The 13,113-nt window shown below is 67.7% G+C and carries 11 protein-coding genes and 1 tRNA gene; all 12 read right to left on the minus strand.

Annotation, left to right across the window (positions count from 1 at the left end):
- Positions 1–91: 91 nt before the first annotated feature.
- The 12 genes from QFZ65_RS15570 to QFZ65_RS15625 all read right to left on the minus strand — a co-directional run bounded on the left by QFZ65_RS15570 (position 92) and on the right by QFZ65_RS15625 (position 12,970).
- Positions 92–1,444 (minus strand): ABC transporter substrate-binding protein, encoded by a 1,353-nt coding sequence (locus tag QFZ65_RS15570; RefSeq protein WP_306911596.1) that lies wholly within the window; start codon positions 1,442–1,444, stop codon positions 92–94.
- Positions 1,445–1,729: 285 nt separating this feature from the next.
- A tRNA-Leu gene (locus tag QFZ65_RS15575) sits at positions 1,730–1,803 on the minus strand.
- 94 nt (positions 1,804–1,897) lie between these two features.
- Positions 1,898–2,839, minus strand: a complete 942-nt coding sequence (locus QFZ65_RS15580; protein ID WP_306911597.1) for an N-acetyltransferase — start codon at positions 2,837–2,839, stop codon at positions 1,898–1,900.
- Positions 2,840–2,958: 119 nt separating this feature from the next.
- Positions 2,959–4,407, minus strand: coding sequence for an NAD(P)/FAD-dependent oxidoreductase (locus QFZ65_RS15585; protein ID WP_306911598.1), 1,449 nt, complete (start codon positions 4,405–4,407; stop codon positions 2,959–2,961).
- A gap of 133 nt (positions 4,408–4,540) precedes the next feature.
- On the minus strand, positions 4,541–5,962 hold the full coding sequence (locus QFZ65_RS15590) for a S8 family serine peptidase (RefSeq protein WP_306911599.1): 1,422 nt from the start codon (positions 5,960–5,962) through the stop codon (positions 4,541–4,543).
- A gap of 92 nt (positions 5,963–6,054) precedes the next feature.
- On the minus strand, positions 6,055–7,056 hold the full coding sequence (locus tag QFZ65_RS15595; protein WP_306911600.1) for a Ppx/GppA phosphatase family protein: 1,002 nt from the start codon (positions 7,054–7,056) through the stop codon (positions 6,055–6,057).
- Complete coding sequence (locus QFZ65_RS15600; protein WP_306912610.1) at positions 7,053–7,802, minus strand: DUF501 domain-containing protein; 750 nt, start codon at positions 7,800–7,802, stop codon at positions 7,053–7,055. The genes QFZ65_RS15595 and QFZ65_RS15600 overlap by 4 nt, the downstream gene beginning before the upstream one ends.
- Positions 7,803–7,891: 89 nt before the next feature.
- Positions 7,892–8,707 carry a septum formation initiator family protein gene (locus tag QFZ65_RS15605; protein WP_306911601.1) on the minus strand — a complete coding sequence of 272 codons (816 nt, stop codon included), beginning with the start codon at positions 8,705–8,707 and terminating at the stop codon, positions 7,892–7,894.
- Between the two features lie 144 nt (positions 8,708–8,851).
- Positions 8,852–10,132 (minus strand): phosphopyruvate hydratase, encoded by a 1,281-nt coding sequence (gene eno, locus QFZ65_RS15610; protein ID WP_306911602.1) that lies wholly within the window; start codon positions 10,130–10,132, stop codon positions 8,852–8,854.
- 146 nt (positions 10,133–10,278) lie between these two features.
- The gene (locus tag QFZ65_RS15615) at positions 10,279–10,914 is read right to left on the minus strand and encodes a MazG nucleotide pyrophosphohydrolase domain-containing protein (protein WP_306912611.1); all 636 of its coding nucleotides are present in this window, start codon (positions 10,912–10,914) and stop codon (positions 10,279–10,281) included.
- Positions 10,915–10,981: 67 nt separating this feature from the next.
- Positions 10,982–12,124 carry an adenosine deaminase gene (locus QFZ65_RS15620; protein WP_306911603.1) on the minus strand — a complete coding sequence of 381 codons (1,143 nt, stop codon included), beginning with the start codon at positions 12,122–12,124 and terminating at the stop codon, positions 10,982–10,984.
- 108 nt (positions 12,125–12,232) lie between these two features.
- On the minus strand, positions 12,233–12,970 hold the full coding sequence (locus QFZ65_RS15625) for a DedA family protein (protein WP_306911604.1): 738 nt from the start codon (positions 12,968–12,970) through the stop codon (positions 12,233–12,235).
- Positions 12,971–13,113 lie beyond the last annotated feature (143 nt).

The raw sequence follows: 13,113 nt of genomic DNA on the forward strand, positions 1-13,113 counted from the left end.
TGCCTGGGGCCCCGCCGCTCCCCATCCCGCTCACACGCAAGAAACCCCCGTCCGGCTGGACGGGGGTTTCTCGGTGTCCGTGGGAAGCGGCTTAGAGCTTGCCGAACTCTTCCTTGACGGCCTTGTAGGTGTTGTCGTCCTGGTACTCGTAGATGCCGATGTAGGCTTCCGTCGGGTCGCCGGCGTCGGAGAACGTCACGGGGCCGGACTGGCCGTCGTAGTCGATGTCCTTGCCGTTGCGCAGCAGGGTGACGCAGGACGGGAAGTCGTTGCACTTCTCGCCCGATTCGGAGACCGCCTTAAGCTGGGCGGCGATGTCGGTTCCCTTGGTGCTCTTGGCAGCCTCAGCGGCCAGGGCGATCAGGTTCACGGCATCGTAGGATTCGCCTGCGTAGCTGTAGTCCTTCAGGGCCGGGTCAATGGCCAGGAGCTTCTTCTTGAAGTCCTCCTTGGCGAAGGTGCCGGGGATGGTGCCCCGTGCGCCCTTCAGCGTGCCGGCCTGGAAGTCCTTGCTGTAGTCGGACGTGTTGCCGTCAACCATGAAGATCTGGGGAGCCTTGATGCCCTTGCCCGTCATCAGCGGGACGATGCTCTTGGCCTGGTCGAACGTGATCAGGGCAATCGCGTCCGGCTTGGCTGCGATGACCTTGTCCACCTGGCTGCTGAACTGGGAATCGCCTTCATTGAAGAGCTCCTGCGCAACAACCTTGCCGCCGGCGGCCTCGAAAGCGCTCTGGACGTTCTTTGCCAGGCCGGTTCCGTAGGCGTCGTTGAGGACGATCATGCCGACTGTCTGGGCACCACAGGTAGCCATGTAGTTGCCGAGGACCTTGCCCTGGAGCACATCCGAGGGGGCGGTGCGCCAGTAAAGGCCCTTGTCATCCCAGGTGGTGAAGTCCGGCGAGGTGTTGGCCGGGGAGAACTGGATGACGCCCGCACCGGTGATCTGGTTGATCACGGTCTTGGAAACACCGGAGGACGCGGCGCCGATGACTGCGCTGACGCCAGAGCCCAGCAGCGCCGTGGTGGACTGGGTCGCGATATCGGTCTTGGTGTCGCCCGAGTCGCGGTGAATGACCTCGACCGGCTTGCCCAGCACACCGCCTGCGTCGTTGACTTCCTTGATGCCAAGGTTGACACCCGCAATTTCGGGCGGGCCGAGGAACGCCAGCGACCCGGTGGTCGGCAGGAGCGAACCGATCTTGAGCGGCGTCGGGGTGGTGGTGGCGGAAGCAGGTACGGAACCGCCGGCACCGGCAGGAGTGGTGGCCCCGCCCGTTGCACTGGGGGCCGGGCAGGCGATGCCCGCAGCCGCGGCGGAGGCGGATCCGGTCGTCGACGTCGGGGTGGACGAGCCACCACAAGCCGTAGCCAGAAGGGCGACGCCGATGCTAAGCGCTGTGAGCTTAGCGATCCGGGGCGCCACCTGGGGGAGTGAAGTCATGTAAAGGTTCTCCTCGATCTAAAGGTGCGAACGGCCCTTTGACGCGAAAGATCAGGTGTTCCTGATTTACTTCAAGCTAGTGCAATTTTTAGCCGAAGATAAGTGAGAACGGTCACATCCTTATAACACTCGTTGCATAGGAGAAATCATCGGAGAGGCCGGGCGGCACGGCTTGTTCCCGGGTGAGGAACCGGCGCGGGAACCGGGCGCAGGTGGGCCTTTTCGGGTCGGGGCGCTCCGACGCAGGAAGAAAGCTGCGCGAATACGGGGCCGCGGCAACTGATGTACCCCAGGTGGGACTCGAACCCACAACACGCGGATTTTAAGTCCGCTGCCTCTGCCAATTGGGCTACTGGGGCGCCCGGTCCATGGTATCCCGTCGGAGCACCCTATGCCCTGCCCCGCGCAGTGGAATCGAAGGACTCAGCGGAACGCTCCTCCCCCGCGAAAGGCTCAGCGGAAGGCTCCGGCGTACCGGAAGGTTCCGCTGACGCCGCCCGGCCAGAGGGCCAGTGGAAGCAGCTGGAAGTCCGCGCCCCACGCGGGGTCCGGGGCTTCGACGCCGAGGGAGGTGGAAGCCACGAACCCGAACCTCGAGTAGTACTCCGGGCTGCCGAGCAAGGCAATCCCCCGCTCCCCCGCCGCATTTGCGCGCGCTATGGTCTCCCTCATCAGTGCGGAGCCGATGCCGTGGCGCTGCAGCCGGGGCACCACGCCGATCGGGCCCAGGCCCAGGAGTTTCAGCTCCCCCGCCCAGCCCCGGGTACTGATGACGTGGCCGACGATCTCACCCTCGAGCTCCGCCACAATGCTGAAGTCCGGCAGGTATTCCTCGCACTCGAACAGCCGGGCGAGCATCTCCACCTCCTCCGGTTCTCCGTCGATCCGCTGGCCGGTGACGGGTGAGACGGCGAAGGCGGCGGCAGCCAGGGCCAGGAGGGCGGGCCGGTCGGCGGGCTGTTCGCTGCGCAGCACCAACTCGGGCGCGGGCTTCTGCCCGCCGCTGTCGGCGACCAGTTCGTGCAGCACCTCCAGGGCACGGTCCGCGTCGGCCACGGGGACCAGGATGTGGTCGTGGTGGAATCCTGCCAGGACGTTGCAGCTGATCTTCGCTTCCGTCAGCGCTGCACTGACGGCTGCCGTCAGGCCGACCGCCTCCAGTGACGAATGCACCTGCAGCGTGATCCATGCGCCGACGAAGTCGTAGGACAGCTCAAGGCGGTCCGCTTCTTCCCGCGGCAGCACAACTGTCAGGCCTTCCGCCTCCCGGACAGCTGCCGAAATGCCGCCGGCCAGGGGTTTGCCGTGCGGCCAGAGGGCGTAGACGAACTCGCCGTCGCGGCGTTCGGGATGCATGGTGGCCAGGAGGGTGTACAGGTCCTTTTCAGCTGTCATGTGAGCCAGTCTAGGTGGGGCGCACCCAAGACCGTCCGGCAGCGGCACCGCGTGGCATCCCGCCAACGCAAACGGCGGCCGTTCCCCGGTGGGGGAACAGCCGCCGTCGAGGGGACTGGCTACTTGGAGTCGGCCGGCACCTTGGAGGCGCCGGCTGCCGGCGCGCCTGCGGCCGGAGCGGGAGCCGCTGCAGGCTTGGGTGCCGGCGTCGCCGCGGCCACGAAAGCGCCGCGGGGGTTGTCCAGGTCCATCAGCTGGGTGGTGTCGCGGCCCAGGAAGAGGGTCCAGAACCAGCCGGAGATCACGCGGATTTTGCGCTCCACCGTCGGCATGGCCAGGCCGTGGTAGCCGCGGTGGGCGAGCCAGGCCAGCGGGCCCTTGAGCCCGATGCGGCCGAGGAGGTTGATGTTGGCAACGCCCTTCCACTGGCCGAAGCCGGCGACGGCGCCCAGGTTCTTGTGCTTGTAGTCCTTGAGCTCCTTGCCCCAGCGGGAAGCCCACAGGTTCTTGGCAAGGCGCTTGGCCTGGCGCAGCGCGTGCTGGGCGTTCGGGACGCAGGTGCCGTCCGGCAGGCCGCTGCCCGTGAGGTCCGGGACAGCCGCGATGTCGCCGGCAGCCCAGGCGTTCTCGATGATGCCTTCATCGCCGGCGATGCGCAGGTCCGGGAGAACACGGACGCGACCGCGCGGCTCAAGCGGGAAGTCGGTGGAGCGGACCATCGGGTTGGCCTGCACGCCGGCGGTCCAGACGAGGGTGTCGGATTCGAATTCCTGTGAGGGGGTCTTGTCCGGCAGGTTGATGAGCTTGATCGAGCCTTCGGCGTTGTCCAGCGAGGTGTTGAGCAGCACCTCGATGCCGCGGCTGCGCAGGTGTTCGACAACCCAGTCGGCCTGCTGGGCCGTGACCTCGGGCATGATGCGGCCCATGGCCTCGACCAGGACGAAGCGGACTTCCTCCTGCTTGACGCGCGGGTTGTTCTTCACCGCGGCGCGGGCCAGGTCTTCCATTTCGGTGAGGCATTCGATGCCGGCGAAGCCGCCGCCGACAACGACGAAGGTGAGGGCGCGGGCGCGCTCGGCCGGGTCGGTCATGAGCGAGCCGGTTTCGATCCGCTCGAGGACAGTGTTGCGCAGGGCCACAGCTTCCTCGATGGTCTTCAGGCCGATGCCCTTGTCCGCGAGACCCTTGATCGGGAATGTGCGGGTGATCGCACCGGCGGCCAGCACGACGTCGAAGTAGGGAACCTCGAAGGTCTCGCCGCCGTCGGACGGTGCCACCACAGCGATGCGGTTGGCGTGGTCGATCGAGGTGACGCGACCCTCGATCAGTTCCGTCTGCTTGAGGTGCCTGCGGTGCGAGACGACCGCGTGGCGTGCCTCGATGTTGCCACCGGCCACCTCGGGGAGGAAGGGCTGGTAGGTCATGTAAGGCAGCGGATCGACGACGGTGACGATGCCACCGGCGTCCGCGATCTTTTTCTGCAGTTTGAGGGCTACATACAGGCCGACGTACCCGCCGCCGACGACGAGTACCCGGGGACGGTCCTGGAGCTGAGGGGAGGATGCCATGGGTCAAGAATACCGTAGTTTGTGAAAAACTTCACTAATGAGACGGGCTCTCAACTGGCTGGCAGCAGGGGCCGTTATGACCCCTCAGAACGGCCCCTGCTGCTAGTTAGTTGGGCTGGTTTAGTTGGGCTTGTTAGTTGGGCTTGCCGGAGTCCGCGGGTTTCAGGGTTCCGGTGCCCGGTCCCCCGGACGCGGAAGCGGCCCCGTCCCGACCCTTGGCACCGACGGGCCTCCCTGCACGGCGGATCTGGAAAACCGCCGCCACAATGATGGCCAGGACCAGCGCCCCGAACCCGAGGACGACCATGGCCGGGACAGCACTGTCCAGCTGCGAGGGCGGCTCCGCCACCGGCACCGTGGCTTCAGGCAGCGTCGGCGGGGCGCTGGACGGCGGGGGCGCTTCTGCGGCCGGTGCCGCCTTCGCCGGTTCTCCACGTCGGTGCACGCGGATCCAGTCCGCGATGGAACCCAGCGGATTCGTCTTGGTTTCCGGCACGTCGGCTTTGAGGGCGGCTTCGGCGTTCAGCACGCCATAGCCGTAGAGCGGGTCCTTGCCGGCAGCCCCGGCGTCCTTCGCGGTGCTGACGATCCTGTTGATGACCTGGCTGGCCGTCATGTCCGGCCACTCGGAGCGGATCAACGCCGCGACGCCGGCGACGACGGGCGTCGCTCCGGAGGTGCCCGCCCATTCGGCGTACCCGCCGGCCGGCAGCCCGCCGACAAGGTTCTCAGCAGGGGCGGCGACGCCAATGCTGATGCCCTGGGAGGAGGAGTCGATACTTGCGCGTCCGTTGCGGTCCAGGCCGGCCACGGTCAACACGCCGGGGATGGTGGCAGGAGCGCCGACCTGGATGTTGCCGCCCACCCGGTTGCCGGCCGCCGCCACGATCACGACATCTTTCTGCTCGGCGTAGAGGAATGCGGCGTCCCAGCTCTGCGGCCACTCCGGAGAGGTGCTGCCGAGGGAGATGTTGATGACGCGGGCGCCGTTGTCGACGGCCCAGCGTACTGCCTGGGGGATCTGGTCCTGGTCGCTCTTGCCGCCGGGGTTGGGCGACCCCAGCCAGGTGGAAACCGACATCAGCTGGGCCTCGGGCGCCACCCCGACGATGCCGTCGGGTCCGACCGTTGGCCCCGGCCGCGGGCTGGGGCTCGGGCTGGGGCTGGGGCTGGGGGTCGCACCGGCGGGCTGATGGCCGCGGCCCGCAAGCATGGTGGCCACCATGGTGCCGTGCTCGGGTTTGGCGCCGATGCTCGTGCGCCCGTCGGGGCTGCCGGCGCCGGACACGTCCGCTCCCCCGGCAAGCACTCCCGCCAGGTCCGGGTGGGTCCCGTCCACGCCGCTGTCGATCACGGCCACTTTGACGTTCGCGCCCTTGGATACTTCCCAGGCCTTGGTGATTCCCGAATCGGCGAGCCAGTACTCCTTGTCGCGCCAGGAGTCCGCGTGCGCGGCGGGAGCCGCCGCCAGCGTTGCCGGAAGGATCCCGGCCGCCAGCACCAGGGCCGTCATCGCGGAGGCGGTCCGGCGGGGCCGGGCTGTTGCTCTGGTCATTCGGGTCCTATCGGCGGTACAGCGGTTCCAGCGGGCTGCGGCGGGTGGAGCGGAAATCAGTCCGGCGGACCTGCCGCCGGCGGACGCCCGGATCAGCTGATGCTGAGGGCAATGCCGTCAAGAATATCGTGCTCGCTGCTGACGGCGGTTGCGATCCGGCCCGCGGTGGCTTCCGCCAGACGCTCCAGGACGCGGCGCCAGACCAGCCCGCCGGCGCCGATCACATCGACCCGGCCGGGGTGCATGTATGGCAGGGAGGCGCGCTCTGCCCGCGTCATCTGCAGGAGTTCGGTGCAGGCACGGCGGACCCTCTCCAGGCTCAGTTCCGTTCCGTGGATTGCCGCCGGGGAGTACTCGGGCAGGTCCAGCGCATGGGCGGTGATGGTCGTGACGGACCCTGCCACCCCGACGACGGCGGTGCTGCGTTCGAGCGGGACGGTGCGGGCCGCGTCGTCGATGGCGGCGTCGATGTCGGCTTCCGCAGCGGCGATCTGCTCCGTCGTCGGCGGGTCGCTGCGGAGGTGGCGTTCGGTCATCCGGACGCAGCCGATATCGACGGACTTGGCCGCCAGGACGCCGTCGGAGTTCCCCAGCACGAATTCGGTGCTGCCGCCGCCGAGGTCCACGACCAGAACGGGGTCCGCGCCGCGGGAGGGCAGGACGCTGCGGGCGCCGGCGAAGGACAGTGCGGCTTCTTCATCCCCGCTGATGACTTCGGGTTCGACGCCGAGCAGTTCCCGGATCCCGTCGATGAAGACCTGCCGGTTTCCCGCGTCCCGGGTGGCCGACGTCGCCACGAAGCGGATCTTCTCAGCCCCGTGGTGCCGGATCAGCTCCGCGTATTCCCGCGTCGCGGCAAACGTGCGCTCGAGGGCTTCCTCGGCGAACTCCCCTGTTGCATCCACGCCCTGCCCAAGGCGCACGACGCGCATCTCACGCACCACGTCGGTGAGCCTCGGAGTTCCGTGCCCGGCCTCGGTGGCGTTAGGACCGTCGGAGTGCAGGCCGTCCGGGTTGAGGCCGTCGGTGTCAACGTCGGCGATGAGGAGGCGGATGGAGTTGGTTCCGCAGTCGACGGCGGCGACGCGGCTCACTGGCCGGCCTCCGGGGAGCCGGCGGTACCGGAGGAGGAGCCGCCGCCCGGGACGCCGGCGTGGGTGGTGCGCGCGGGCCGGACGGGGGCAGGCCGGCCGACGATGTCAGGAAGACCCTGCGGCCCGTGCCGGCTGAGGTCCCGCGAGGGGACCTCACCGCCCGTGTCCCAGGCTCCATCGCAGTAGCAGCGGTCGCTGGTCCACCATTCGGCGATCCCGGCCAGTGCCTCGTCGCCGAGCGGATTCACCCCCGCGCCCGCGGCCAGGGAGTGCCCCACCAGGACGTGCAGGCATTTGACGCGGGTAGGCATCCCGCCGGCGGAAACACCGTCGATTTCAGGCACTGCACCGGTGCCGGACCTCGCACCGATCTCGGCCCGTGAGGCCAGGTAGGCCTCGTGCGCGGCGCGGTAGCGCCCGGCCAGGTCCGCGTCGGCGGCGAGCCGCTCGTTCATCTGGTTCATCAGCCCGGCGGCTTCAAGTCGCGAGACAGCGGACGTGATGACGGGATGTGTCAGGTAAAAGGTGGTGGGGAACGGCGTGCCGTTGCTCAGCCGGGGCGAGGTGGCCGCCACGAGCGGGTTGCCGCAGATGCAGCGGGCCGGGATTTCGACGACGTCCCGGACAGGGCGGCCGAGCTGCCGGCTCAGGACCTCAAGGTCGTGCGGTGACGGCCGGCGCGACTCTTCGGAGGCACCGGCCGTTCCGGCGGGGCCTGCGGTTGCTGATGCCGGAGCCCCTCCCAGGAGGCTGTCGTCCACTCGGTTCTCGTCCACTGGCGCGGCACCTTTCCTGCCCTGTTCGGCCTGTGCGTCGGCCGGCGGCGGGCGCCGCTTTAGTCTGTTGCCGAACGCCGGATGGATTCCCAGAGGGTGTCCACCCATGGCAGCTTGGCCGGGTCTTGGGATGCTGCTGCTCCGGCCGCGCCACCGGAGTCGCCGGCGGGAAGATCACTGCCGAAGACCCAGTAGCCCGTCTCTCCGGGCATAACCATGTTAATGCGGTCCCGGGCCTGCTGCTTAACGTAGTTGGGATCCTGCCAGCGGGAGACCTGGCGCCGGAGGTCGTTCTGCTGGGACTGCTTTGCGGAAATGTCAGCCTGCAGCGCGGCGATTTCGGCGCGTTTCTCGAAGAAGATCTTTACCGTCGGGGCCAGCATGATGGTGATGGCAATCATGACCACGGCCAAGGCCAGCATGCGTCCGGAGAACGCTTTGGCCGGGACCGGGGCCTCGTCCGATCCGGCGGCAGCCTTGCCCGCGCCGCTGGTTGAGGTTGCTCCCTGGCGGCCGGCTGCCTTGGGCGCACCTGCCTTGGTCACACCCGCTTTGGCAGCGCCGGCCCGGGAGGCGCCGGCCTTGTGCCCGGCAGCTTCGGCGTGGTTGTTTGTGGCGGTGTTGGCTCTGTTGGAGCGCGCCGGGGCAGCCTGCCGGTCGGTTGCGGCTTTGCCCGGCGCGGGGCTGCCTGCCTCCGGCTGGGAGCTGTCCGGACGGGAGCTGTCGCGGTGCGGGCCGCCAGCCGGGGAGGCTGCGTGGCCCGGGGCGGTCCGGCCGCCGAAGTCGGCCTGGATGACGTCGCCGCCGTCGCCCGCTTCCGGGGACTTGGGGGCCGCGGGCGTGGCCCGGGGAACCTTGGGACGGCGCGTAGCCATGTCACTCCTGTAATGCCCGGTCCTTGCTGGGCTGGCTTGCTGCTGTGTACTAAAACGACGGTGCCTAAAAACGACGGTGCCTAAAACAGAACCGGCGGCCATGGTCTTTCAACCATAGCCACCGGTTTCCGGTTTTCGGCGCTACTAGCCCTTGAAACGCGGGAAGGCGCTGCGGCCGGCGTACCGTGCGGCGTCGTCGAGTTCCTCTTCGATGCGCAGGAGCTGGTTGTACTTGGCAACGCGCTCGGAGCGGGCCGGGGCACCGGTCTTGATCTGGCCCGCGTTGGTGGCAACGGCGATGTCAGCAATGGTGGTGTCCTCGGTTTCGCCGGAGCGGTGCGAGGTGATGGTCGTGTAACCGGCGCGCTGGGCGAGGGATACGGCGTCGAGGGTCTCGGTCAGCGATCCGATCTGGTTGACCTTGACCAGCAGCGAGTTGGCGGTGCGCGAGTCGATGCCGGTCTGCAGGCGTTCCGGGTTGGTCACGAAGAGGTCGTCGCCGACGATCTGGACCTTGTCGCCGATGGCGTCGGTGAGGGCCTTCCAGCCGTCCCAGTCGTTCTCATCCAGCGGGTCCTCAATCGAGACCAGCGGGTAGTCGGCGACGAGGTCGGCGTAGTAGGCGCTCATGTCGGCGGAGCTCAGGGCCTTGCCTTCGAACTGGTACGCACCGTCGGTGAAGAACTCCGAGGAGGCGACGTCGAGGGCCAGGGCGATGTCCTTGCCCGGGGTGTAGCCGGCGTTCTTGATGGCTTCCTGGATCAGGTCCAGGGCTGCACGGTTGGACGGCAGGTTCGGCGCGAAGCCGCCCTCGTCACCGAGGCCGGTGGAGAGGCCCTTTTCCTGCAGCACGGCCTTGAGGGCGTGGTAGACCTCCACGCCCCAGCGCAGACCTTCGGAGAAGGTCTCGGCGCCGAGCGGGACAACCATGAATTCCTGGATGTCGACGTCGGAGTCGGCGTGCGAGCCGCCGTTGAGGATGTTCATCAGCGGGACTGGGAGGACGTGGGCGTTCGGGCCACCCAGGTACTTGTAGAGCGGCAGGTCGGCGGATGCGGCCGCGGCGTTGGCGACGGCCAGGGAAACGCCAAGGATGGCGTTCGCGCCGAGCTTGCCCTTGTTGGCGGTGCCATCAAGGTCGATCATGGACTGGTCGATGCTGCGCTGGTCGGTGGCGTCGAAGCCGATCAGGGCGGGGGCGATCTGGTCGATGACGGCGTCGACAGCCTTCTGGACGCCCTTGCCGAGGTAACGGCCCTTCTCGCCGTCGCGGAGTTCAACGGCCTCGTGCTCGCCGGTGGAGGCTCCGGACGGAACTGCCGCGCGGCCGATCTGGCCGTCGGACAGCAGAACTTCAACTTCTACGGTCGGGTTGCCACGGGAATCGAGGATCTCGCGGGCGTGGATGGCATCGATAAGCGCCATGAATATGCTCCTTTGGGTGAAGCGATCTGCTGGGAATGACTGCTGGGACTCTAGCTGGGAATCAAGCTGAAAACCGACGTCCTCGTCCCTCCTAGCCTAGTCGAGAGTGGCGCAGGTTACGGAAATCTATCCAATACCGGACGTCATCAGGGCGCCGGCGGGCGGGCATGAAGGTCCTGGAAGCGCCGGGCCGCCCCGCGGAGGGCACGCTCGGCGTCGAGCCCCTTGGCCCGGGCCGCGGCGGCGATGCCGAACAGGAGCTCGCCGAGTTCCTGTTCCGTGCCGGGCAGGTCGACGGCGGGGACACCCGTGGCGCTTTCGGTTCCGGCGGGCGCTCCGGCCGGCGTGAGGCCGGCCCGTTCGGCGCGGTCCAGGAGCTTTTGGGCCCGTGCCAGGGCCGGGAGCGCCCCGGGGACACCGTTGAGGGCGTCCCCGGGGTGGGGTTTCGCTGAATGCAGCAGCTTTTCGGACCGCTTGACGGCGTCCCACTTCAGGACGATTTCCTCCACCGTCGCGGGAAAGGAGTCCTGCAGCGTGCCGTCGGGCCGGAACACGTGCGGGTTGCGGCGGATCATCTTGGCGGTGAGGCCGCGGACGACGTCGTCGAGGTCGAAGGCACGGCGCTCCTGGGCGAGCCGGGCGTGCAGGACAACCTGGAGAAGGACGTCACCCAGCTCCGCCTGCAGTTCCGCGTCGCCGCGGCCGGCCTCGATGGTCTCGGCCACCTCGTGGGCCTCCTCGAGGAGATACTCCACAAGGGACTCATGGGTGAGGGCACCCATCCAGGGGCAGTGCTCACGCAGCGCCGCAATCACCCCCACCAGCACCTGGACGGGTGGAGTGTCCTCGTCAGCCAAGGTCGGCGTAGGCCTCGTTGATGTACTCGACGAGGGCTTCCTTCTCCTCCAGCGGGAGGAAGGCGGCCTCGGCGGCGTTGAGGGTCAGCTCGAGCAGGTCATCGAGGTCGTAGTCGAATGTCTCCACGAGCAGTTCGAATTCGTCGGTCAGGGTCACCCCGCTCATCAGCCGGTTGTCCGTGTTGATAGTGACGTTGAAGCCGAGCTGGTAGAGCATGTCCAGCGGGTGGCTTTCAATTCCCTCGCCGAAGCCGGCAATGGCGCCGGTCTGCAGGTTGGAGGAAGGGCAGATTTCCAGGGCGATGCCGCGGTCGCGGACCCAGCTGGCGAGCTCGCCGAGGCTCACCAGGCCGATGTTGTCACCTTCGTCCGCGTCGTCGTCGTCCTCGAATTCGACGGTGACGTCCTCGGCAATCCGGATGCCGTGGCCCAGGCGGAGGGCCCGGCCGTCCACGAGCGCGGATTGGATGCTGTCCAGCCCGGCGGCCTCACCGGCGTGCACGGTGGCCGGGAAGTTGTGCTGCGCGAGGTAGGTGAAGGCGTCCTTGAACCTGGAGGCCGGGAACCCGTCCTCGGCGCCGGCGATGTCAAAGCCGACTGCGCCCTTGTTGCGGTGCCGGACGGCGAGTTCGGCGATCTCCTGGGCGCGGTCGGCGTGGCGCATGGCGGTGATGAGCTGGCCGACCTGGATTTCCCGGCCGGTCTCGGCAACAGCGTCCACACCCGCGTCGAGGCCGGCCTGCACGGCCTCCACGGCCTCGTCCAGGCTCAGGCCTTTCTGCAGGTGCTGCTCGGGTGCCCAGCGGACTTCTCCGTAGACAACGCCGTCGTCGGCCAGGTCCTCGACGAACTCCTTCGCGACGCGGAACAGACCGTCTTTGGTCTGCATGACGGCGATGGTGTGGTCGAACGTTTCAAGGTAGCGGACCAGGGAGCCGGAGTCTGCGGATTCGCGGAACCACTCCCCCAGGGCGACCGGATCGGTCGAGGGCAGGATGTGCCCCGCAGCCTCGGCCAGTTCAATGATGGTGGCAGGACGCAGCCCGCCATCCAGGTGGTCGTGAAGGGAAACCTTGGGAAGGCCCTTCAGGTCGAAGTCGAGGTCAGGGGCAGCGTCAGGAATAGTCTCAGTCACGTTCCCACCTTAGGGTCGGAGGACCCCGGATGCCAGTTGCAGGAGTCTAGCGCTGGCAGGCACTCCGGCTTGGATGCACCTTGGATGCACCCAAAGTTCGGGCCCGAGTCAGGGCGAGACGGCAGGCACCGGCTCACCGGCGGCCGGACCGTCCTGAAGCCCTGCCGCAGGGCGTGCCGGCGCTTCCGCTGGGGGGCTGGAGGAAGGTTCTGTCGCGGAGCCGGCGGGAACGTCGTCGTGCCGTCCCAGCCGTTTGTGCCACCAGCGCAGGGCGTGATCCATCGCGACGCCCAGCACGATCGCAAACACCACGGCTATCCCGGCGCTCAGCAACGGGTTGTGGTGCAGCCATGGGAAGGAGCTCGCAAGGAGGCCGATGCCGATGGAGTAGATAACCCATGTGAGGCAGGCAACCGCGTCCAGGACGAAGAACCTCCGGTGCCGGAATCCTGTTGTCCCTGCCACGTAGTTGACGGCAACGCGCCCCCAGGGAATGTACCGCGCCGTGAAGATCAGAACCGCGCCGCGCTTTTCCAGCTCGTACCGCGCCCAGCCGAATATCTTCTGGACCTTCGGCTTCCGCATCCACCGCCAGCGCTCGAGACCGATCTTCCGGCCCAGGAGGTAGGCCATGTTGTCGCCTGCCATCGCACCTACCAGCGCGGTCAGGCCCAGGATCCAGAGGTTGGGGTTTCCGCTGTGCCGGGAGAACGCCGCCAGCGCCACGATGAGCGTCTCACTCGGAACAACCATTGCGAAGCCGTCGATAAAGAAAAAGACCAAAAGGAGGGGGTAAATCCACCATTGGCCAGCTGCATGGAGCACGGCCTCATTTATGAACTCCACGCAGCATTGCTCCTAGACGACATGAGGCGAACGAAAGTGACGTAAACCGATCCTTAGTGTCCCACGGCCGGAACGCAGTTCGCTACGGATCCCGCTGGCGGATAGCGTCGGAGGACGGGCTCGTGACGAGCCTCTGGCCCTGC

Source organism: Arthrobacter sp. B3I9, from assembly GCF_030816935.1.
In the GTDB taxonomy this organism is placed as follows: Bacteria; Actinomycetota; Actinomycetes; order Actinomycetales; family Micrococcaceae; genus Arthrobacter.

Bases quoted from the DNA above. Each gene is read 5' to 3' on its own strand.
- QFZ65_RS15585 (WP_306911598.1), bottom strand. From the start codon at position 4,407: ATGGCATCCTCCCCTCAGCTCCAGGACCGTCCCCGGGTACTCGTCGTC.
- QFZ65_RS15590 (WP_306911599.1), bottom strand. From the start codon at position 5,962: ATGACCAGAGCAACAGCCCGGCCCCGCCGGACCGCCTCCGCGATGACG.
- QFZ65_RS15615 (WP_306912611.1), bottom strand. From the start codon at position 10,914: ATGGGTGCCCTCACCCATGAGTCCCTTGTGGAGTATCTCCTCGAGGAG.
- QFZ65_RS15605 (WP_306911601.1), bottom strand. From the start codon at position 8,707: ATGGCTACGCGCCGTCCCAAGGTTCCCCGGGCCACGCCCGCGGCCCCC.
- eno (WP_306911602.1), bottom strand. From the start codon at position 10,132: ATGGCGCTTATCGATGCCATCCACGCCCGCGAGATCCTCGATTCCCGT.
- QFZ65_RS15580 (WP_306911597.1), bottom strand. From the start codon at position 2,839: ATGACAGCTGAAAAGGACCTGTACACCCTCCTGGCCACCATGCATCCC.
- QFZ65_RS15570 (WP_306911596.1), bottom strand. From the start codon at position 1,444: ATGACTTCACTCCCCCAGGTGGCGCCCCGGATCGCTAAGCTCACAGCG.